19 protein-coding genes are annotated in these 20,955 nt (G+C 71.2%); 9 read left to right on the top strand and 10 right to left on the bottom strand.

What is annotated here, in order from left to right:
* Positions 1 to 211: 211 nt before the first annotated feature.
* Both dtd and ACERZO_RS30195 read right to left on the bottom strand, forming a co-directional pair.
* A complete protein-coding gene (gene dtd / locus ACERZO_RS30200) occupies positions 212 to 637 on the bottom strand; it encodes a D-aminoacyl-tRNA deacylase (RefSeq protein ID WP_372668244.1) in 426 nt (141 codons plus the stop codon).
* The gene (locus tag ACERZO_RS30195) at positions 634 to 2,136 is read right to left on the bottom strand and encodes a DUF7782 domain-containing protein (RefSeq protein ID WP_372668242.1); all 1,503 of its coding nucleotides are present in this window, start codon (positions 2,134 to 2,136) and stop codon (positions 634 to 636) included. The genes dtd and ACERZO_RS30195 overlap by 4 nt, the downstream gene beginning before the upstream one ends.
* Before the next feature lie 28 nt (positions 2,137 to 2,164).
* Between ACERZO_RS30195 and ACERZO_RS30190 the strand changes: the two genes are divergently transcribed.
* Positions 2,165 to 3,430: an amidohydrolase gene (locus ACERZO_RS30190; RefSeq protein ID WP_372668240.1), complete on the top strand. Its 1,266-nt coding sequence runs from the start codon at positions 2,165 to 2,167 to the stop codon at positions 3,428 to 3,430.
* Positions 3,431 to 3,467: 37 nt separating this feature from the next.
* Positions 3,468 to 3,782 (top strand): DUF3099 domain-containing protein, encoded by a 315-nt coding sequence (locus ACERZO_RS30185; protein WP_372668238.1) that lies wholly within the window; start codon positions 3,468 to 3,470, stop codon positions 3,780 to 3,782.
* A 3-nt stretch (positions 3,783 to 3,785) separates the two neighbouring features.
* On the opposite strand, the gene ACERZO_RS30180 is transcribed toward ACERZO_RS30185, so the two are convergent.
* Genes ACERZO_RS30180 through ACERZO_RS30160 form a run of 5 tightly spaced genes read right to left on the bottom strand, consistent with a single transcriptional unit; the run spans position 3,786 to position 7,463 of the window.
* Entirely contained in the window at positions 3,786 to 4,658 is an 873-nt protein-coding gene (locus tag ACERZO_RS30180; protein ID WP_372668237.1) for a carbohydrate kinase family protein, read from the bottom strand.
* The gene (locus ACERZO_RS30175; protein WP_372668235.1) at positions 4,655 to 5,560 is read right to left on the bottom strand and encodes a pseudouridine-5'-phosphate glycosidase; all 906 of its coding nucleotides are present in this window, start codon (positions 5,558 to 5,560) and stop codon (positions 4,655 to 4,657) included. The genes ACERZO_RS30180 and ACERZO_RS30175 overlap by 4 nt, the downstream gene beginning before the upstream one ends.
* Positions 5,561 to 5,569: 9 nt before the next feature.
* A complete protein-coding gene (locus ACERZO_RS30170; protein ID WP_372668233.1) occupies positions 5,570 to 6,187 on the bottom strand; it encodes an HD domain-containing protein in 618 nt (205 codons plus the stop codon).
* Positions 6,184 to 6,675 (bottom strand): pyridoxamine 5'-phosphate oxidase family protein, encoded by a 492-nt coding sequence (locus ACERZO_RS30165; RefSeq protein WP_372668231.1) that lies wholly within the window; start codon positions 6,673 to 6,675, stop codon positions 6,184 to 6,186. The genes ACERZO_RS30170 and ACERZO_RS30165 overlap by 4 nt, the downstream gene beginning before the upstream one ends.
* Entirely contained in the window at positions 6,675 to 7,463 is a 789-nt protein-coding gene (locus tag ACERZO_RS30160; protein ID WP_372668229.1) for a sporulation protein, read from the bottom strand. Before ACERZO_RS30160 ends, ACERZO_RS30165 begins: the two co-directional genes overlap by 1 nt.
* A 58-nt stretch (positions 7,464 to 7,521) precedes the next feature.
* On the opposite strand from ACERZO_RS30160, the gene ACERZO_RS30155 reads away from it, so the two are divergent.
* Complete coding sequence (locus ACERZO_RS30155) at positions 7,522 to 7,764, top strand: DUF3039 domain-containing protein (protein ID WP_167379801.1); 243 nt, start codon at positions 7,522 to 7,524, stop codon at positions 7,762 to 7,764.
* A 166-nt stretch (positions 7,765 to 7,930) separates the two neighbouring features.
* The gene (locus ACERZO_RS30150; protein WP_372668227.1) at positions 7,931 to 8,767 is read left to right on the top strand and encodes a hypothetical protein; all 837 of its coding nucleotides are present in this window, start codon (positions 7,931 to 7,933) and stop codon (positions 8,765 to 8,767) included.
* A 52-nt stretch (positions 8,768 to 8,819) separates the two neighbouring features.
* On the opposite strand, the gene ACERZO_RS30145 is transcribed toward ACERZO_RS30150, so the two are convergent.
* Both ACERZO_RS30145 and ACERZO_RS30140 read right to left on the bottom strand, forming a co-directional pair.
* Positions 8,820 to 11,960 (bottom strand): efflux RND transporter permease subunit, encoded by a 3,141-nt coding sequence (locus ACERZO_RS30145; RefSeq protein WP_372668225.1) that lies wholly within the window; start codon positions 11,958 to 11,960, stop codon positions 8,820 to 8,822.
* An 88-nt stretch (positions 11,961 to 12,048) separates the two neighbouring features.
* Positions 12,049 to 13,194 (bottom strand): YihY/virulence factor BrkB family protein, encoded by a 1,146-nt coding sequence (locus ACERZO_RS30140; protein ID WP_372668223.1) that lies wholly within the window; start codon positions 13,192 to 13,194, stop codon positions 12,049 to 12,051.
* Between the two features lie 213 nt (positions 13,195 to 13,407).
* Here ACERZO_RS30140 and ACERZO_RS30135 point away from each other — a divergent pair, with 213 nt between their 5' ends.
* From ACERZO_RS30135 to ACERZO_RS30115, 5 genes are all read left to right on the top strand, one after another.
* A complete protein-coding gene (locus ACERZO_RS30135) occupies positions 13,408 to 15,144 on the top strand; it encodes a DEAD/DEAH box helicase (RefSeq protein WP_372668221.1) in 1,737 nt (578 codons plus the stop codon).
* Between the two features lie 707 nt (positions 15,145 to 15,851).
* Positions 15,852 to 16,991 carry a sugar ABC transporter substrate-binding protein gene (locus ACERZO_RS30130; protein WP_372668219.1) on the top strand — a complete coding sequence of 380 codons (1,140 nt, stop codon included), beginning with the start codon at positions 15,852 to 15,854 and terminating at the stop codon, positions 16,989 to 16,991.
* 90 nt (positions 16,992 to 17,081) lie between these two features.
* Positions 17,082 to 17,855, top strand: a complete 774-nt coding sequence (locus ACERZO_RS30125; protein ID WP_160698781.1) for an ATP-binding cassette domain-containing protein — start codon at positions 17,082 to 17,084, stop codon at positions 17,853 to 17,855.
* Between the two features lie 20 nt (positions 17,856 to 17,875).
* Complete coding sequence (locus ACERZO_RS30120) at positions 17,876 to 19,342, top strand: sugar ABC transporter permease (protein ID WP_372668217.1); 1,467 nt, start codon at positions 17,876 to 17,878, stop codon at positions 19,340 to 19,342.
* Positions 19,343 to 19,353: 11 nt separating this feature from the next.
* Positions 19,354 to 20,535 carry an ROK family protein gene (locus tag ACERZO_RS30115; RefSeq protein ID WP_372668215.1) on the top strand — a complete coding sequence of 394 codons (1,182 nt, stop codon included), beginning with the start codon at positions 19,354 to 19,356 and terminating at the stop codon, positions 20,533 to 20,535.
* A 130-nt stretch (positions 20,536 to 20,665) separates the two neighbouring features.
* Here the strand turns inward: ACERZO_RS30115 and ACERZO_RS30110 are convergent, their stop codons facing one another.
* Entirely contained in the window at positions 20,666 to 20,845 is a 180-nt protein-coding gene (locus tag ACERZO_RS30110) for a DUF7455 domain-containing protein (RefSeq protein ID WP_086862682.1), read from the bottom strand.
* Positions 20,846 to 20,955 lie beyond the last annotated feature (110 nt).

The following is a 20,955-nucleotide window of genomic DNA, read 5'->3' as shown; positions in this document are numbered from 1 at the left end:
AACCCGGTACGCCGGTCCGGCCGGCTTGGCTGGACATCTGGCACAACGCTCCGGGTTTCCAAAACGTTCCCGGCTCGCCTGAAAAGGAGACGGCTGCCGGCGCGCTCCGGTTGCTCGACCATTGCTGAGCTTTTGCTGAGAACGTTCCGTGACCGGGGAACCTGAGAATCCGATGTGAATCGGGTCAGGATGTGAACCGGGATGCTGTGGTCTAGACCTCTACGAGAACCGTGAACGGACCGTCGTTGACGCTCGAGACCGCCATCATCGCCCCGAAACGCCCCGTCGCGACGGTGGCGCCGCGGCCGCGCAGCTCGGCCACGACGGCGTCCACCAACGGCTCCGCGACCTCCGGCCGGGCGGCCCGCGTCCACGACGGCCGGCGCCCTTTCTTCGTGTCGCCGTAGAGCGTGAACTGGCTCACCACGAGCAGCGGCGCATTCGCCGTGGCGCATGATTCCTCGTCGCGAAGCACGCGCAGCTCGTGCAATTTGCGCGCCATCACGGCGGCCTTCGCCGCGTCGTCGTCGACGTGGATTCCCAGCAGCACAAGCAAACCCGGTCCGTCGATCGCGCCGACGACCTCGCCGTCGACGGTCACGTCCGCCCGTGCGACCCGGGCCGCGACGGCCCTCACCGGCCCGCCGGGACGAGCATCCCGTGCCGGACGAGCTCGCGGACGACGGGCAACGCGGTGGCAGCGAGCTCCGAAGCGTCGAGTCCTTGCGAGAACGCGAGGAGCTCGATCAGGTCCTCCAACGGCAGCGCGCCGCGGCAGCCCGCCAGGAGCCGTGCGGCCAGGTCGTCGACCTCGTGCTGCCAGCCGGGCCCGTCGGTGCGGTGCAGGCGGCGGATCTGCGTCGTCCAGCCCTCGTCGCCGGGTTCCTCGACGCTTTCCAGCAAAACCGTGTCGGGCACCACAAAACGGACATCGAGCAATGATTCACCCGATTCGCGCAGCCATTCGACGCGGTCCAGCCAGCCGGCCGCTTCCGGGCCCAGCGGGTCGTCGTAGGCCTGCCGGAGGTCCTCGCAGACGACGGTCGGTGTCCGCCCGGACGCGCGCCGCAAGGTGACGAAGCCGAAGCCGATGCCCCGGACGTCGTTCGCCGCGAACCAGTCGAGCCACGCCGCCGCCTTCGCCCGGCCTTCCGGCGAGCGCGGGTCGAGGCCCGCGTCCCGCAGCCAGGTGCCGACGTAGAGCGCCGGGTCGGCGACGTCGCGCTGGACGAACCACGCGTCGGTCTCGGCGGGCAGCCAGCGGCTCACCCGGTCGGCCCAGTCCTCGGTGCCGGTGTGCACCCACGAGGCGAGCAGCTGGCCCACGCCGCCTTCGTTGAGGAAGCCGGGCAGCTGCCGGACGACCAGCGCGCTCGCGTCGTCGCCGGCCAGGCCGGAGTCGCGGTAGGTGTAGTCGACGCGGGCCGGGCCGACCACGAACGGCGGGTTGCAGACGACCTGGTCGAACTTCCGCCGCGCGACCGGCGCGAACCACTCGCCGCGCACCAGCTCGACGTCCAGCTCGTTCAGCCGGAACGTCGCCGCGGCCAGGGCCAGCGCCCGCTCGGAGACGTCCGTGGCGGTCACGCGCTGGGCGTGCCGGGTCGCGTGCAGGGCCTGGACGCCGTTGCCGGTGCCCAGGTCGAGCAGCGTGCCGACCGGGCGGCGGCTGGTCGCGCGGATCAGCGACAGCGACGCGTGGCCGACGCCGAGCACGTGGTCCTCGGGCACGGTGGTGCCGAGCACGTCGGCGTCGAGGTCGGACACGACCCACCAGGAGCCTTCGTCGTCGCCGTGCGGCCGGATGTCCAGCGCGGCGCGGTAGCCCTCCTGGACCGCGCTCAGCACCCCGGCGGCGACCGCGTCCTCCGGCGAGAGCGGCGCGAACGCGGCCTTGACCGCGGTCTCCGGCTCGGTGCCGCCCAGCAGGAACAGCCGGATCAGCGTGCCCAGGTCGCCCGCGTCCCGGCTCGCGCGCTCGGCGGGCACCGGCTCGCCGCGGCCCAGCGCCGCGTGGGCGGCCCCGCCGAGGGCGGCCACCACGCCGTCGGCGTCGTAGGAGGTGCGCCGGAAGGCCTCGCGCAGCCGCGCGCAGACGTCGTCGGACAGGTCGGGCAGTACGCTTCGCGTGCTCACGGTGGGTAATGCTGCCACGATGGCCCCCGTGACCCTTGAACGCGTCCTCGCCCCGCTCGACGCGGCGCTGCCCGAGCTCGAAGCGCTGTACATCGACCTCCACCGGCACCCCGAGCTGTCCTTCGCCGAGACCCGGACGGCGGCCGAGCTGGCCCGGCGGCTCGAGCGCGACGGCTACGAGGTGCACACCGGCATCGCCGGCACCGGGGTGCTGGGCGTGCTGCGCAACGGCGAGGGCCCGACGGTCCTGCTGCGCGCCGACATCGACGCGCTGCCGGTCGAGGAGAAGACCGGGCTGTCGTACGCGAGCACCGCCCGCAGCACGGACGAGCACGGCAAGGACGTCCCGGTCATGCACGCGTGCGGGCACGACATGCACGCCACCTGGCTCTCCGGCGCCGCCGCGCTGCTCGCGAAGGGCCGCGACACCTGGTCCGGCACGCTGCAGGTGGTCTTCCAGCCGGGGGAGGAGGGCGCGGGGGGCGCGGTGCGGATGGTCCGCGACGGCCTCTTCGACCGCGCCGGGACGCCCGACGTCGTGTTCGGCCAGCACCTGGTGCCCGGCCCGGCGGGCTGGGTGCTCACCCGGCCCGGCGTGATCATGGCCGCGACCGACACGCTGCGCATCACCCTGCACGGCCGCGGCGGGCACGGCTCGCGCCCGGAGACGACCGTCGACCCGGCCGTACTGGCCGCGTCCGTGGTGCTGAAGCTGCAGACGATCGTCTCGCGCGAGATCGCGGCCACCGACTCCGCCGTCGTCACCGTCGGCTCGCTGCACGTGGGCACGGCGAGCAACGTGATCGCCGACGACGCCGTGCTCGAAGTGAACGTCCGGTCGTTCGACCAGGCCGTTCGCGAGCGCGTGCTCGCCGCGGTGGAAAGGATCGTCAACGGCGAGGCGGCGACGGCCGGCGCGCCGAAGCCGCCGGAGATCGTCCGGTCCGGCTCCTACCCGATCACCGAGAACGACGAAGCCGCCAACGACGCGCTCACCGAGGTCTTCCGCGGCCACTTCGGCGCCGACGTCGTGCTGCCGGCGCCGCTGGTCACCGGCAGCGAGGACTTCAGCGAGTTCGGCCGCGCGGCCGGCGTGCCGTCGGTGTTCTGGCTGGTCGGCGGCTTCGACCCGCAGACGGTCATCACGGCGATGACCGAGGGCCGGTTCGAGCGCGACGTCCCGTCCAACCACTCGCCGCGCTTCGCCCCGGTGCTGCACCCGACGCTGCGCACGGGCATCGAGACCCTCGTCACCGCCGCGTTGAGCCGGTTGTCCCACCCAGGTGTCGGATGACCGGAACAGGTGGGACGATGGACGCGGAGGTGGTGCAGTGACCACGCCCGCCAAGGACTCGGACCCGGTGCTGATCACCGGGGCGGCCCCGTCGTACGAAGAGCAGTTCGCCGCCCGCAAGCGCAAGTACGTGATCATGATGGCCTGCCGGATCCCGTGCTTGATCCTCGCCGGGCTGACCTACCACACGTGGTGGCTGGCGCTGGGGTTCCTCGCGATCTCGGTGCCGCTGCCGTGGATCGCGGTGCTGATCGCCAACGACCGCCCGCCCCGCAAGTCCGAGAACGTCTCGACCTACCAGCGCGAGGCGAAGGCGATCGAAGGCACCAGCCACCGCGTCATCGACGGCTGATCGTCAGACCGGCTGCGGGCCCACCTTCCCGACGGCCAGCGCGCCCAGCCGCGTCCCGTGCCGCAGGACGTCCACAGTGGACTCCCCGGCCAGCCAGCCGGTGAGCACGCCGGCGTCGAACGCGTCGCCCGCGCCGGTCGAGTCGATGCAGTCGGCCTCGACCGCCGGGACGCTCGTCACGCCGTCCGCGTCGACCCAGCTCGCGCCGTCCAGCCCGGCCGTCACCACGACCGCGCCGACCGTGCCGAGCAGTTCCTTCGCCGACACCGGGTCCGCCGAGCCGGTCAGCGCCACCAGTTCCTCGGTGTTCGGCATCAGCAGGTCGACGCCGCGGACGTCGTCGAGGAACGCCGCCGGGTCGGTGATGTGCGCGGCCGCCTGCGGGTCGACCGACGTCGTCAGACCCGCTTCGCGAGCGGCGGCCAGCGCGGCCAGCCCGGCCGCGCGCGACGGCGGGTCGAGCAGCACGTACCCCGACAAGTGGAGATGCCGAGCGCCGGACAGGGCCTCGGGCGTGACGTCTTCGGGCGCGAAGCGCTGGTTCGCGCCGCGGTCGGCGAGCATGCTGCGCTGTCCGGAACCGTCGACCATGACCACGACGCAGCACGTCGGCGCCTCGGGGTCGACGGCGAACGCGCACCGCACGCCCGCCGCCTCCAGCTCCGCGCGGATCAGCCGGCCGCCCGGGTCGTCGCCGATCCGGGCGAGCAGCGTCGTCTCCGACCCGAGGTGGCGCAGCCACAGCGCCGTGTTGGCGCCCGAGCCGCCGCCGGTGAAGCGGATCTTCGCACGGGCGTCGCCGCCGTGCGGGAGCGGCTTGTCGTGCCGGGCGATCACGTCCAGGGCCGCGTCGCCGACCACCACGATTGCACTCATGCCAGCGCCACCGCGACTTCGGCGGCGAGCTTCGCGTTGTTGAGCACGAGGGCTTCGTTGGCGTCGATGCTCACGCCGCCGCTGGCGGTGTGGAAGTGCTCCAGCAGCACCGGGGTGACGTCGGCGCCGTGCACGCCCCGCTCGGCGACCAGGGCGAGGCCTTCGGCGAGCAGCCGGTCGTGCAGCGCTCTGTCCATTTCGGACGCTTCGGGGATCGGGTTCGCCAGCAGGACACCGGAACCCGCGTACGCGCGGTGCGCGGCGACCACGGCGGCGGCCTGCTTCGGGTCGTCGACCCGCCAGCCGACGGCGTGGCCGGACGAGCGCAGGTAGAACGCCGGGAAGTCGTCGGTGCGGTAGCCCAGCACCGGCACCGAGTTCGTCTCCAGCACTTCGAGCGTGGCGGGGATGTCGAGGACCGACTTGACCCCGGAGCAGACGACGACGGTCGGCACCTTCGCGAGCACACCGAGGTCGGCCGAGACGTCCCAGGACTGCGCGGCGCCGACGTGCACGCCGCCGAGCCCGCCGGTGGCGAACATCCCGATGCCGGCCGCGGCGGCCAGCGCCGACGTGCTCGCGACGGTCGTCGCGCCCGAGCGGCCGAGGCCGACGGCCGGGCCGAGGTCGCGCAGCGAGAGCTTGTCGAGGCCGGCGTCCGGCGCGCAGACGCGCTCGAGCTCGGCGGGGGACAGGCCGACGACGACGCGGCCGTCGAGCACGGCGATGGTGGCCGGGACGGCACCGCCGTCGCGCACGACGCGCTCGAGGCGGCGGGCGACGTCGAGGTTGCGGCCGGGCGGCAGGCCGTGGGACAGGATGGTGCTCTCCAGCGCGACGACGGGGTGCCCGTCACGCAGCGCCGAGGCGACCTCTTCGTGCAGGTTGAGTGGGGTGGTCACGAGGGACCATCATCGGTGATCGGTCCCCTCGCCGCGCCAGTGGGTCAGCTCGGCGGCGAGATTGGTTTCGGCGGCGCTCGCCCAGCGTGTCCGCGCGGCTTCGCTGCGGTAGAGCTGCCGGGCGAGCATGCCTTCGAGGACGGCGATGCGGCCTTCGCGCCAGACGTCGTCGGGGTACTTCGCGTACTCCTCGCGCACGCCTCGGGCGTACACGGCGTACAGCTCCTTCGGCGCGCCGAGGATGGCGAGGTCGGCGTCGAGGAGCGCGGTGGCGAGGTGGTCGTCGGGCGGGGCGTCGTGCTCGATCGTCGTGAGGATCAGGTCTTCGACGCGCGTCTGGTGGGCTTCGGCGACCCCGTCCAGCGCTTCGCGGGCCCATCGCGCGCTGGCGCGTTCGTCTTCGCCGGGGTTCGCGTCGTAGACGACGTCGTGCGCCCAGGCGGCGACGGCGAGCACCGCGCGTTCGGTGGGGTCGAGATCGCCGGCCAGCCAGGCGGAGTCGCGGACGACGGCGGCCGCGTGGGCGAGCGTGTGGTAGCGGCGGTGGGGTTCGCCGTAGCGGGCCCGGAGTTCCGGCCAGGTGCCGGAGGTGCCGCCGAGGACGCCGACCGCTTCGGCCCACTTCACGGGAACGTCCAGCGCGTCGGCGTGCCGGTGAAGTCCTTCTCCCGCAGGCCGAACGCCTTCTCCGGGCGCAGCCGCATCGACGCGTTGGCGGTGGGATCGAGGAAGTCTTCGCCGTACGCCGTCGCGTACTTCGCATTCATCACGGCCAGGAACTCCCGCAGCGCCGCCGGGTCGGTGACGATCTCGGCGACGCCCTCGACGACGACGGGCTCGTACGGGTCATCCGTGGCGATCGACACCTCCGAGCCCGCGGCGATGTTGCGTGCCTTCACCGACCGCCGGGACGAGGAGAACCACAGCACCTCGCCGGTCCACACGGCCCAGACCGGCATCAGGTGCGGGCGCCCGGCCGGGGTGACCGTCGCCAGCCAGAAGCCGTGCGACTCCCGCAGCCGCGTCTCCGCCCACGACCAGGGCAGCAGCCCGGCGGGCCCGGCCGTGAGGCCGTAGCCCGGCATGTGCGGCCGGCCGGCGCGGGGTCCGTCCATCAGTCGAAGATCCCCCGCGGCCGGGCGACCTGGTCGAGCCAGTCGTCGAGCTGCTTCTCCCAGTTCACGTCCGGCTTCATGGTGAACATCCCGAGGAAGTCCTGCCCGCGGCCGCCGAAGCCGCCCGTCTTGCTCACCCGGACCCGCTTGGTGACTTCCAGGACGACGTCGGTGCGGCTCGACGAGGCCAGGAACGTCACCGCGAGCTGCGAGAACACGCTCGCGAAGCGCGGCGAAGGCGTGAAGCGGACCTCCTGGAAGAACGGCAGCTGCTGCTGGGCGCCGTTGATCCGGCCCTGCTCGAGGATCGCCTCGCGGAAGGTGAAGCCGATGCGGCTCAGGGCGTCGAGGACGCGTTTCTGCGCCGGGAGGGGCTCGATCGCGACGGCGTCGGCGTCGAACGGGTCGGACACCGACGTCGCCAGGTCGAGCTCGGCGCGGACGCCGACCGCCATGCCGGTGAGCGGCTTGCCGTAGACGCTGGTCACCGGCGTCTCCCAGGGCAGCGGCACCTCGAACGGGACGCGCACCTGCTGCCCCGCCCGGATGACCTCCTTCCCGACCAGGTGCTGGGTGCCGAAGGGGAGGTCTTCGGTCTGGTCCGCGCCGGGGACCTGGACGCGGGCCAGCAGCGTCACCGCGAGACCCTTGATCTCCTGGTCGACGTCGCCGCCGGCCAGCAGGACCTCGCCGTGCAGGGGCCGGCCGGGGGTTGCGGTCCGGTCGAGCAGGCGGGCGTCGATCTTCGCCCCGCCCGAGCCGAACGTCGCGAGCACCTTCTGGAACATGCCGTGGATCCTGCCAGGCCGGGGACCCCTCGCGTGGGGTCTCGGGCACAATGGACGGGTGAGCACCGAGACGCTGACGAAGCCGGAAACCACGCCCGAGGGCACGGACACCACCGACGACGACACCCCGAAGATGTTCCACTACGTGAAGAAGAACAAGATCGCCGAGAGCGCGGTCATGGGCAATCACGTGGTGGCGCTCTGCGGCGAGGTCTTCCCGGTGACGAAGTCGCCGAAGCCCGGGTCGCCGGTCTGCCCGGCCTGCAAGGAGATCTTCGACGGGCTGCGCCCGGGGGAGTGACCCCGGCGCCCGGACCCCGGCTGACGTCGTCCGCCGGGGTCGAAGGCTGTCCGGAAAGGGACAGATCGCCGAACAAACGTGAAAACCCTTCATAAGACGGGTGTGCGCGGGGTGGGTCACCTGGTAGATCCAGGACGCCAGGTTCCCTCACCCACCGGAGTCGCACATGCGCAGAACCGGGATCGTCCTCGCCGTCGCCGCCCTGCTGACCGCGTTCGCACCCGCACTGGCCCAGGCCGTCACCGGCTGGTCGGAGGTGGGCCGGGACTCCGCGCGCGCCCTCGACGAGAGCCAGGGGCTCGCCACGATCGTCCGCCCCTCGGGCACCACCATCCGCTACACCGGGATCGGCACCATCCCGGCGGACCTCAACTCGCAGGGCTGGAACCACGTCGGCGACCCGGGGTCGGCCCAGGGCTGGTACGTCGAGCCCTACCAGCGTGACGACCGCGGCGCGAAGCTCTTCCGCGTCCAGGCCCCGGATGGCTCCTGGAAGAACTACCAGCACGCCCTCGAGTCGTGGGAAGCGAACAACAACTCCTTCGCCGCGGTGTCGCCCGACGCGCGCTGGCTGGTGGCGGGGGAGTGGGGCACCATGGACCGGCTCCTGGTCCACCCGATGCCCGGCGTGGTGGCGACCGACCCGGCGCAGAACCTGCCGTACGCCTCGGCGATCCGCCTCGACCACCCGGTCCGCGACGTCCAGGGCTGCGACTTCCAGACGGCGACCCGCCTGCTCTGCGCGTCCGACGACCCCGACGGCAGCCTCTTCGGCACGACGAAGCCGCTGCTGCAGGTGGACCTGGCTTCGGCGCTGAACGGCTCCGACGTCACCGGGCACGTGACGTCGCTGGGGCAGTTGCCGTTGCGCAGCGGCTGCAGCGGGAACTTCGAGGTCGAGGGCATCGACTTCGACGAGCGGGACAACACGCTGCGGGTGATCGTCATGTCGCCGAGCATCTGCATCCTCTTCGACTCGATGACCTACCGCTTCAAGCAGTGAACGCCGAAGGCCCGGCACTTCCACGAGGAAGTGCCGGGCCTTCGGGCGTGATTCAGGCGGTCGGGGCCGGGTCCAGGGACTCCGACTCCGGGGCCTTCGCCGGAGTCCGCTTGGCTTCGCGACGCGCGCGGCGCCGTTCCTTGCGGGTCTCGACCATCGTGTAGAGCGTCGGGACCAGTACCAGCGTCAGCAGCGTCGAGCTGACCAGGCCGCCGATCACCACGATCGCCAGGGGCTGGCCGATGAAGCCGCCCTGACCCGTGATGCCCAGCGCCATCGGGACGAGCGCGAAGATCGTCGCCGCCGCGGTCATCAGGATCGGGCGCAGCCGGCGCCGGCCGCCCTCGGTGACCGCGTCGGTGACGCTCATGCCTTCCGCCCGGTACTGGTTGATCAGGTCGATCAGCACGATCGCGTTCGTCACCACGATCCCGACCAGCATCAGCATCCCGATCAGCGCCGGCAGGCCGAGCGCGGTGCCGGTGGCGAGCAGCAGCCCGATCGCGCCGGTCGCCGCGAACGGGATCGACACCAGCAGGATCAGCGGCTGGATCAGGCTGCGGAACGTCGCGACCATGATCAGGAACACGATCGCGATCGCCGCCAGCAGCGCCAGGAACAGGTTGGAGAACGCCTCCTGCTGGTCCTGGCTCACGCCGCCGAGCGAGTACGACGCGCCGCCGGTGAACGTCAGTCCGTCCAGTTCGGACTTGATGTCCGCGGTCGTCTTGGTCAGGTCGTCGCCGGTGTTCTTGGCCGTCACCGTGGTGCTGAGGTCGCCGCCGGTGCGGTGCACCGACGCCGGGCCGTCCACAGTGGACACCTTCGCGACCTCGTCGAGCCGGACGACTCCCGCCGGCCCCGGGATCGGCAGGCCCTTCACCTGGTCCACCGTCACCGGAGCGGTGCCGGCGCGCAGCACGATGTCCGTGCGCTGGCCGTCGACCGGCAGCTGCGTCACCGTCCGGCCGGCGATCGCCTGGTTGGCGACCTGGCCGATGGTGCTCGCCGACAGCCCGCGCGCGGCGGCCGCGGCGTCGTCCACCTCGACCTGCACCCGCGGCGAACCGACGGCCAGGTCACTGGACACCTCGGTCAGCCCGGCCACCCCGCCCAGCGCCCGCACGACCTGGTCGGACGCGGGCTTGAGCGCGGCCTCCGACGGCGCGGTCACCGTCACCGAGACCTGGTCGGAGTTGAACCCGGACGCGTCCGCGCCGACCTTGATCTCGCCCAGCTCCGGCCGCGAGGTCAGCTTCGAGCGCAGCCGGTCCGACAGCGCGTCGAGGTCGGTGTCCTTCGCGACGGTGACCGAGATGCTCGTGTTGGTCCCGCCGCCGAAGCCGAACGTGCCGCCCCCGCCGATGCTGACCTGGTACGTCTGCACCGCGGGCTCCGCCGCGAGGGCCTGCTCGACCGCCGTCGCCGCCTTCTCCTTCGCCTCGACGCTCGTGCCCGCGGGCAGCTTCTGCGTCATGTTCAGCGTGGTGCCGCCGGACTGGTCGAGGAAGTTCGTGTTGAGCCGCGTCGCGAGCCCGACCGTGCCGGCGAAGATCAGCAGCGCCAGCAGGACGACGGTCAGCCGCCGCTTGGTCGCGAACCGGATCACCGGCAGGTACGCGCGCTGCAGGAAGCTGCGGCGCTCCTTCTCGACGGCGGCTTCGCGCGCCCGCTCGGCTTCGATGGCGTCCGCCGGGACCTCCGGCCGCTTCAGGAACCAGTACGCCAGCACGGGAACCACGGTCAGCGAGACGAGCAGCGAAGCCAGCAGCGCCACCGTGACGGTGATCGCGAACGGCGAGAACAGCTCGCCGACGAACCCGCCGACGAACGCGATCGGCAGGAACACCGCGACGGTCGTCAGCGTGGACGACGTCACCGCGCCGGCCACCTCGCGGACGCCGTCGAGCACCGCCCGCTGCTTTTCCTCGCCGTAACCCAGGTGCCGCTTGATGTTCTCCAGCACGACGATCGAGTCGTCGACCACCCGGCCGATCGCGATGGTCAGCGCGCCGAGGGTGAGCAGGTTGAGCGACAGATCGCCGGTCCACAGCGCGATCAGCGCGACCACCACCGACAGCGGGATCGACACCGCGGTCACCAGCGTCGAGCGCACCGACAGCAGGAACAGCAGGATGACGAGGACGGCGAACGCCAGGCCCAGCAGGCCTTCGGTGGTCAGGCCGCTGATCGCGTCCTTCACCGGCGTGCCCTGGTCGAACACGACGCTCATCTCGGAGCCGGTCTTCTTCGCCAGGTCCGGCAGCTTGTCGCGGACGGCGTCGGAGATCGCGACGGCGTTCCCGTTGTCCACCATGGTGATCGAGAGGCCGAGGCTCGGCTTCCCGTTGGTGCGCGTGATCGACGTGGGCGGCGCGAAGCCGGCCTGGACGTCGGCGACGTCGCCCAGCTTCACCGGCCCCCGCGCCGGCGCGCCCGGCCGGGCGGTGGCACCCGGGGTCAGGTACAGGTTTCGGAGGGTGTCCACAGTGGTCTGCCCGCCGCCGACCTGGACGCTCAGCGTCTTGCCGCCTTCGGTCAGCGTGCCGGCCGGCACGGCGGCGCCGGCGGTCTGCAGCGTGGTCGCGATCGACGCCGGGTCGACGCCGGCGGCGGCCAGCTTCGCGTAGTCGAGCGTGATCGTGACGCGCGGCTGCTGCACGCCGGTGACGGTCACCGTGCGGACGCCGTCGATCTTGCGCAGCTCCGGCGCGACCTGGTCGGTCAGCGCGGGCGCGAGCTGCTGCGGGTCACCGGCGGTGCCCGCGGCGACCAGCACGACCGGCAGGTCGTCGGTGCTGCCGGCGGACACCGACGGCTCGGAGTTCTGCGGCAGCCGCGGCCGGACCTGGTTCACCGCCTGCTGGATCTGCGAGACCGCGGCGTCGAGGTCGGTGCCGAACTCGAACTGCGCGACGACCCGCGAAACGCCGTCCGACGACGTCGAATTGATCTCCTCCAGGCCTTTCAGGCCCTGCAGCGCCCCTTCGAGGGGCTCGCTGACCTGCCGGTCGACCGCGTCCGGCGACGCGCCGGCGTAGGAGGTGACGATCTGGGCCTGCGGGAACTGCAGCGACGGGAACAGCTGCTGCTTGAGCTGCGGCAGCGCGAAAGCGCCGAAGCCGACGACCACCAGCGCGAGCAGGCCGATCAGGCTTCGGTTGCGCAGGCTCAGTCTGGCCAGCACGGACATGACTCGGGAACCCCCTAGGGAATGACGCGACGACCGACGTCTGCGTCAGTGACGGGGGAAGCGTGCCATGTCCGACCTGAGGAGCGACTCAGTCTGGGGGTGGATTCCGGGTCGTCCCCTGGGAGGAGACGCGACCCTGAGGTGCGCTGGGTGCCGGCTCGGGTGCGCTCGGTGACGGTTCGTCCTCTTCGGACGGTGCGTCGCCGTTGGGGGAGACGTCTTCGGCGCGCGGGCGCTTGAGCGGCGTCGTCGTGCGCTCCCACAGCTTGCGGCCCTCTTCGGAGCGCAGCCGCTCGGAAGCGCGTTCCATCTCCAGCCGCCGCCACTTGCGCCGCTGCCGCCGGGTCGCCTTGGCCGGCCACAGCTCCTGGATCGCGCTGTTGAAGTAGGCGCCGCCGACGACGGCCAGGCCGATGAAGAACATCAGCAGCAGGAAGGCGATCGGCGCGGCGAGCGCGCCGTAGGTGTAGCCGGTCTTGGTGATCCAGTTCAGGTAGATGCGCAGGCCGACCGAGGAGAGCAGGAACACGACCATCGCGAGCACCGCGCCCGGCAGCCCGCGGTGCCACGGCAGCTTCCGCGGCAGGGCCAGCTTGTACAGCGTGGTCAGGGCGAGGGTGATCATCACCCCGAGCGTCGGGAAGTACAGCGCGCTCACCCACGACGCCACGGTCGGACGCCAGTCGGCCGGGAAGAACTCCGGCAGCAGGTCCGGGCCGATCGCCAGCAGCGGCAGCCCGACGACCAGGATGACCAGGCCGCACAGGTAGAGCAGCAGCGCGAAGATCCGCTGCCAGACGTCGTTGCGGACGCCGTACTGGTCGTGCGCGACGGTGATCGCGTCCACGAAGGACGACATCGCCGACGAACCCGCCCACAGCGAGATCAGGAAGCCGACCGAGACGATCTCGCCCTTGCCGACGGTGAGGATGCTGTTCACGGTCGGCTCGATGATGTCGTGCACGGCGTTCTGGCTGAACACGGTCCGGCAGAAGCCGATGATGCGGTCGTGCACCGCGGCGACGACGTCCTGGCCGAACCACTCGCCGACGAAGCCGAGGCTGCCCAGCAGCCCGAGCAGCAGCGGCGGCAGGGAGAGCGTCTGCCAGAAGGCCGCTTCGGCGGCCTCGGAGAAGATGTTGCCTTCCCAGGCCTTGGCGAACGTGCGCGTGACGAGCCGCCACGGCCCCTTGCGGGCCACCTTCGTCGCTGCGGACGGCTGCACCTCACCCATGACGTGTCCAGCATGGTCCATCGGTGCTGATTTGGCTCGTCACACCCCCTGCGGCCGGGCGTGTCGGGGGACATCACCCGTGCCGGTGCCCGGAACTGTCGGACCCGGCCGGTAGACTCGGTCCAGTGCCCTCACCGCAGTCGCCGACACAGCAGTCGGTACCACAGTGAGGGTTTTCGCACGTCAAAGGCATGAGCGAGGGGGAGGACCGGCATGACGGAGACGCAGCTCGGGGCGCCTCCCGCGGAGAAGGACTCGACCGCGCGCCCGCTGCGGGCGTGGCAGCGGCGGGCGCTCACCAAGTACCTGACGCAGAAGCCGAAGGACTTCCTCGCGGTGGCGACACCCGGCGCCGGCAAGACGGTGTTCGGCCTGCGGATCGCCGCGGAGCTGCTGAGCGACCGCACGATCGAGGCGGTCACCATCGTGACCCCGACCGAGCACCTCAAGCACCAGTGGGCGGCCTCGGCCGCGGCGGCCGGCATCGCCATCGACTCGAACTTCCGCAACACCACCGGCGTCACGTCGTCGGACTACAACGGCGTCGCGCTGACGTACGCGCAGGTCGCGGCGCACCCGACGCTGCACCGGGTGCGCACGGAGAACCGCAAGACGCTGGTGATCCTCGACGAGATCCACCACGGCGGCGACGCGAAGTCCTGGGGGGACGCGATCCGCGAGGCGTTCACCCCGGCCGTGCGGCGCCTGTCGCTGACCGGGACGCCGTTCCGGTCCGACGACTCGGCCATCCCGTTCGTCACGTACGAGCCGGACGCGGGCGGGTTCCAGCGCAGCAAGGCCGACCATTCGTACGGCTACGCGGACGCGCTGGCCGACGGCGTGGTCCGGCCGGTCGTCTTCCTCGCGTACTCGGGTGAAGCCTCCTGGCGCACGAGCGCGGGGGAGGAGTTCACCGCGCGGCTCGGCGAGCCGCTGACGGCGGAGCAGAACGCCCGGGCGTGGCGCACGGCGCTCGACCCGGCGGGCGAGTGGATCCCGGCGGTGCTGCAGGCGGCCGACACGAGGTTGTCGCAGGTCCGCCAGCACGTGCCGGACGCGGGCGGCCTGGTGATCGCGACGGACCAGGAGTCGGCGCGCGCGTACGCGAAGATCCTGGAGCGCATCTCGGGCGAGATGCCGACGCTGGTGCTCTCGGACGACCCGAAGGCGTCGGGCCGGATCAAGGAGTTCTCCGAGACGAACGAGCGCTGGATCGTGGCGGTCCGCATGGTCTCGGAGGGCGTCGACGTCCCGAGGCTGGGCGTCGGCGTGTACGCGACGAGCGCGTCGACACCGCTGTTCTTCGCCCAGGCGATCGGCCGGTACGTGCGCGCCCGCAAGAAGGGCGAGACGGCGAGCGTGTTCCTGCCGTCGGTGCCGGTGCTGCTTGAGCTGGCGAGCGAGCTGGAGGCGCAGCGCGACCACGTGCTGGGCAAGCCGCACCGCGAGAAGGAGGGCTGGGAGGACGAGCTCCTGGCCCAGGCCAACCGCACCGAGGACGAGCCGGGCGAGGAGGAGAAGGCGTTCACCTCCCTGGGCGCCTCGGCCGAGCTCGACCAGGTCATCTACGACGGCAACTCGTTCGGCACGGCGGTGTTTTCGGGCTCCGACGAGGAGCAGGAGTACCTGGGCCTGCCGGGGTTGCTGGAGCCGGACCAGGTCCGCGCGCTGCTGCGGAAGCGCCAGGAAGAGCAGGTCGCGGACGAGAAGCGCCGCAAGCCGGCCAAGGAGGAGGCCCCGCCCCCGCCGGCGCGTCCCCAGTCGGTGAGCGAGCGGCTGGGTGCGCTGCGGAAAGAGCTGAACGCGCTGGTGGGCATGTACCACCACCGCACGAAGAAGCCGCACGGCGCGATCCACAACGAGCTGCGCCGGGTGTGCGGCGGCCCGGTGACTGCCATGGCGACTGTCGAGCAGCTGGAAGAGCGGATCGTGACGCTGCGGTCCTGGTAGCCGCGGTTCCCCCGCCGGGCAAGCGCCCCAATGTGGCCTTCGGTGCGTCAGACGCACCCAAGGCGGCCTTCGGTGCGTCAGACGCAACCAATGTGGCCTTGGGACGCTCCGGACCGGACCTCACCTGAGCCGCGGACCGCCCGCCCGCGTGCCCGGTTGAGAGGGCTCCGCCAGCCCACCGGCGGTCGCCCAGCCGGCTGAACTCCACCGTCACCGTCTGTTCCTGGTAAGTACCAGCCATCCTGTGACTCTCCGTACCCTCTCCGTCACCCTTCGTTTGCCCGCGCATCCCCGACTTGTTGCCCTTCCGGGCACCGCCCGCTCCGAAGTTCGCAAGTCGGCGACCAATCAGCGGCCCGTCACGTGGGTTCACCACCACTTCGCGGCGGATCTCGCTCAGAGCACCCCGGCGGAGTACCTTCAAGCCGTCAAGAAACCTGGATGTAACAGAGCGTGAGTGCCGGCGATCACATCGTCAGCGGAACTGCTCTTTCCGGGCGAGGTTCGGCCCGTGTTGCCGAACCGTGTCCAATTGGTGTCATTTAATCGATCCAGCTATCTTCCCCGCAGCCGCTCAGCGGCATATGTTGTCGCCCACAACATATGCGCGACGGTGCGCCGGGACCCTCCGGATCACCGCCCCGCAGGGCCCGAGACGACGTCGACGGCCCGCTCGTCACCAATGCTTGGATCCGGAAGGAACGAGGATGCGCAGCAGAACCCTTACCCTCCTCGCCGCCACGGTGAGCACCGGCCTGGTGCTGACCGCTTGCGGTGCCAACAGTTCAGACAGCGGGGGCACGGGGAGCAACTCCGCCTCCTCGTCCGCGCCGGCCGCCGGTGGCGGTGCCAGCGGCAAGGTCGGCGTCATCCTCCCGGAGACCGCCACCTCGGCGCGCTGGGAGGCCTTCGACAAGCCGATGCTGACGGCCGCGCTGACGGCGCAGGGCTTCGAGGTCGACGTCCAGAACGCCCAGGGCGACAACCAGAAGTTCTCGACGCTGGCCGACGGCTTCATCAGCTCCGGCGTCAAGGTCCTGGTCATCGCCCCCGGCGACCCGGCCGTCGGTGCGGCGGTCGAGGCCAAGGCCAAGACCGCGGGCATCCCGGTCATCGACTACGACCGCCCGAGCCTCGGCGGCTCCGCCGACTACTACGTCTCGTTCGACAACGAGAAGGTCGGCCAGCTGCAGGGCCAGGCCATGGCGGACGCGCTGAAGTCCAAGCCCGGCGCGGGTTTCGTCCAGATCGAGGGCGCCCCGACCGACAACAACGCCACGCTGTTCACCAAGGGCCAGGACTCCGTCCTCGACCCGCTGGCCTCGGCCGGCACGCTCAGGCGGATCCAGAAGCAGCCGATCAACGACTGGGACAACCAGCTCGGCGGCACGACGTTCGAGCAGATCTTCACGGCCAACGCCGGCAAGGTCGACGGCGTCGTCGCGGCGAACGACGGCCTGGCCGGCGCGGTCATCACCATCCTCAAGAAGAACGGCCTCAACGGCAAGGTCCCGGTCACCGGCCAGGACGCCACCGCCGACGGCCTGATGGCGGTCATGCGCGGCGACCAGTACATGACGGTCTTCAAGCCGATCAAGGAAGAGGCCGAGGCCACCGCCAAGCTGGCCGCCGCCCTCGCCAAGGGTGACACGGCCGGTGCGGACGCGATCGCCACGGCGAAGCTGCACGACCCGAAGAACAACCGCGACATCAAGTCCGTGCTGCTCACCCCGACGACGATCCTGGAGAAGGACGTCAAGACCGTCGTCACCCAGGGCTACGTGAAGGCCGCCGAGATCTGCGGTGGCGACCTCGCCGCCAAGTGCACCTCGCTCGGCATCTCCTGACCGGCCCGCTCCACCCATGAACAGCCGGGCCGGGACGCGCACCCCGACGGCGCGTCCCGGCCCGGTCCCCACCCAGGAGAAATGCCATCCATGAGTGAGCCCATTCTCGAGATCAAGGGCCTGAACAAGAGCTTCGGCCCCGTCCACGTCCTCCACGACGTGGACTTCGACGTGCGTGCGGGCGAAGTGACCGCCCTGGTCGGCGACAACGGCGCCGGCAAGTCGACCCTCGTCAAGTGCATCGCCGGCATCCACCCGTACGACTCGGGGGCCGTGCGGTTCAACGGGCAGGACGCCCACATCCGGGGTCCGAAGGACGCTGCCGACCTCGGCATCGAGGTCGTGTACCAGGACCTCGCGCTCGCCGACAACCTCGACATCGTGCAGAACATGTTCCTCGGGCGCGAGCGCGGGAGCAGCTGGAAGCTGGACGAAGCCAGCATGGAGAAGGCCGCTCGCGAGACGCTGGCCTCCCTGTCGGTGCGGACCGTCAAGTCGGTCCGGACCCCGGTCTCCTCGCTCTCCGGTGGTCAGCGCCAGACGGTGGCCATCGCGAAGTCGGTCCTGTGGAACAGCAAGGTCGTCGTCCTGGACGAGCCGACCGCCGCCCTCGGTGTCGCGCAGACCCGGCAGGTGCTGGACCTCGTCCGCCGCCTGGCCGAGCAGGGCCTGGGGGTCGTGCTGATCAGCCACAACATGGCCGACGTCTTCGAGGTCGCCGACCGCATCTCGGTCCTCTACCTCGGCCGCCTCGTCGCCGAGGTGCACACGAAGGACGTATCCCACGGCCAGGTCGTGGAGCTGATCACGGCGGGTCGCTCCGGTGACCTCGGCCTGGCCCGGCCCGAAGCCGTGGTCCTGTGAGCGGGAAGAAAGAACCGGAAATGACTGAAACCCCTGCGAAGCACGAGGTCGACACCCCGGCCGCGGAAGCGCTCGCGCAGACCCAGAACCCCACCGCGGCGATCACCGACTTCGGCATCGACACGACATCGATGTCAACCGGCGAGGCCATCCGCGACTACTTCGCCCGGCTGCGGGCCGGCGAGCTCGGCTCGCTGCCGTCGCTGTTCGGCCTGCTCGTGCTGGTCGTCCTGTTCAGCGCGCTGTCGGACAACTTCTTCACGCTGGCCAACATCGCCAACGTCTTCCCGCAGGGCGCGGGCGTGATCATCATCGCGATGGGCATCGTCTTCGTGCTGCTGCTCGGCGAGATCGACCTCGCCGCCGGTGTGGCCTCCGGCACCGCCGCGTCGGTGATGGCCCTGCACTACGTCCACGCGGGCAACCTGCTGGGCTCCATGGGTTCCGGCGTGTTCATCACGTTCATCGCCGTCCTCGCCGCGGCCATGCTGCTCTCGGCCTACCAGCGGATCTGGGCCGGCGCCGCGCTGTCGCTGGTCGGCCTGCTGATCGTCGCGATCGGCGTCCCGGCCAACGCCTGGCTGGAGATCCTGCTGGCCATCTGCGTCGGCACCGCGATCGGCTGCATCACCGGCTTCCTCGTGTCGAAGATCGGCATGCCGTCCTTCGTCGTGACGCTGGCGCTGTTCATCGTCTGGCAGGGTGTCCTGCTGCAGTTCATCGGTGAGGGCGGCACGATCGGCATCACCAACTCCGACATCCTGTACAAGATCGCCAACGGCAACCTGAACGTCCTCGGCAGCTGGATCTTCTTCCTCGTCGCCGCGGGCGGCTTCGCGGTGATCACGCTGCTCGGCCACTTCCGGCGGCTCCAGCGCGGCCTGGTCGTCCAGCCGACCGCGCTGGTGATGATCAAGGTCGGCGCGCTCGTCGTGCTGTCGGCGCTGGGCACCTGGCTGCTCACGGTCAACCGCTCGCCGAACAAGTCGGTCGTCACGATCGAGGGCGTCCCGTACGTCATCCCGATCATGCTGGCGCTGCTGGTGGCCGGGACCTACGTGCTCAACCGGACCAAGTACGGCCGGTACGTGTACGCGGTCGGCGGCAACAAGGAAGCCGCCCGCCGCGCCGGTATCGACGTGCCGAAGATCCGGGCGAGCGTGTTCGTGATCGGCTCGGCGGTCGCGGCCATCGGCGGCATCGTCGCCGCGTCGAAGGTCGGCTCGGTCAGCCCGCAGTCCGGTGGCCTCAACACGCTGCTGTACTCGGTCGGCGCGGCTGTCATCGGCGGCACGTCGCTGTTCGGCGGCAAGGGCCGGGTGGCCGACGCCGTCGTCGGTGGCCTGGTGATCGCCGTGGTCATCAACGGCCTGGGCCTGCTCAAGCAGCCGGCCGCGGTGGTCAACATCGTCACCGGTCTGGTCCTGCTGCTCGCCGCCACGGTCGACGCGCTGTCGCGGCGCCGCGCGGCTGCGTCGACGCGCTGAACCAGCATGGAATGATCAGACCCGTGACCAGCACACCCGTTGCACGACCGGACGAGGTGCGCCGGCACAACCGCACGACCCTGCTCCGCCTGCTGCACGTCGGCGGGCCGAGCACCCGGGCGACCCTGGCCGCGGAGCTGGGGCTCAACCGGAGCACGATCAAGACCCTCGTCGACGGGCTCGCCGAAGCCGGCGTCGTCGAGGAGAAGGTGCCGAGGCCGGGACGAGGGGCGGGCCGCCCCTCGCTCCTGGTCCTGCCCCAGCCGCACGCGGCGGTCGTGCTCGCGGTCGACCTGCAGGTCGAGCACGTCGCGATCGCGCTGGTCGGGCTGGGCGGGCAGATCCTGGGCCGCAACAGCTGGAACCTGCGCGGCCGGATGGGCCAGCCGGACGAGGTCATCACGCACGTCATCGAGTCGACGGCCATCCTGGCCGGCGACCTCGACGTGACCCCGGTGGCGGCCGGGGTGTCGGTGCCGGGCGTCATCCGGCGGGCGGACGGGTACGTGCACGAGGCCCCGAACCTGCGCTGGACCGACGTCGCCCTGGGCGAACGGCTCGGCTCGGTGCTGCAGATCCCGATCCTGGTCGGCAACGACGCCGAGTTCGGCGCGGTCGCCGAGCACCTGCGCGGGGCCGCCCGGGGGGCGTCCGACATCGTGTACATCTCGGCGGACGTCGGGGTCGGCGGCGGTGTCATCGCCGAGGGCTCGCCGCTGCGCGGCGGCTCGGGCTACGTCGGCGAGATCGGGCACATGGTGATCCGCCCGGACGGCCGGCCCTGCTACTGCGGCAGCAGTGGTTGCTGGGAGACCGAGGTCGGCGAAGCGGCGCTGTGCCGGGCACTCGGGCTGCCGGAGGACACGCCGCGCGGCGCGATCCTGTTCGAGCTGCGCGAGCTGGGCCGCGACCCGGAGGCGGCGCTGACGCGGCTCGCGGAGTTCGCCGAGTGGCTGACCCTGGGGCTGATCAACGTCGTCAACCTGCTCGGGCCGCAGCTGGTGATCCTCGGCGACCTGCTGACAGTGCTGCCGGAGGCGGTCCTGCGGCACGTCGGCGCGGAGGTGCGGCAGCGGAGCCTGGTGAGCCGTGCGGTCGGCGGTACCCGGATCGTCAGCTCCGCGTTGGGGGCCGACGTGAAGCTGTTGGGTGCCGCGGAAGTGGCGTTCGAAGTCGTGCTGGATTCTGTCTGATTTTCTGTCCGCTTTCGTGTCCGTAATCACTGCGGTTCGCGGCCGGACCGTGATATCGGACACGCAATGTGCAAGATGCAGAAAGGCGGCCGGTGCCTGTGCGCACCGGCCGCCTTTCGCGTCTGCGTGGTTACCGCTGGATGTCGGCGGACAGTTCCTTGAGCTTGGCCTCGTGCTCGCGGGCGTGGTGCCCGCAGAAGAGCAGTTCGCCGCCTCCGGAGAGGACAGCGCGTACCTGAGCTGCTGCTCCGCACCGGTCACAGCGGTCGGCGGCGGTCAGTTCGGGGCGGGTGAGCGTCGGCGTTGTCATGGGGGTCTCCCTCCGTCCCGGCACCGGTTGCCCGGTGCCATCGATCCAGCTACGCCCACTTCGGAACACTGCCGCTGGCGGCGATCGCCTTCGGCTCCGCGGTGTTCGTG

Source organism: Amycolatopsis kentuckyensis, assembly GCF_041679295.1.
GTDB lineage: Bacteria > Actinomycetota > Actinomycetes > Mycobacteriales > Pseudonocardiaceae > Amycolatopsis > Amycolatopsis kentuckyensis_A.
Note: the sequence above shows the minus strand (reverse complement) of the source record. Positions and strands in the feature narration are given on the sequence as shown.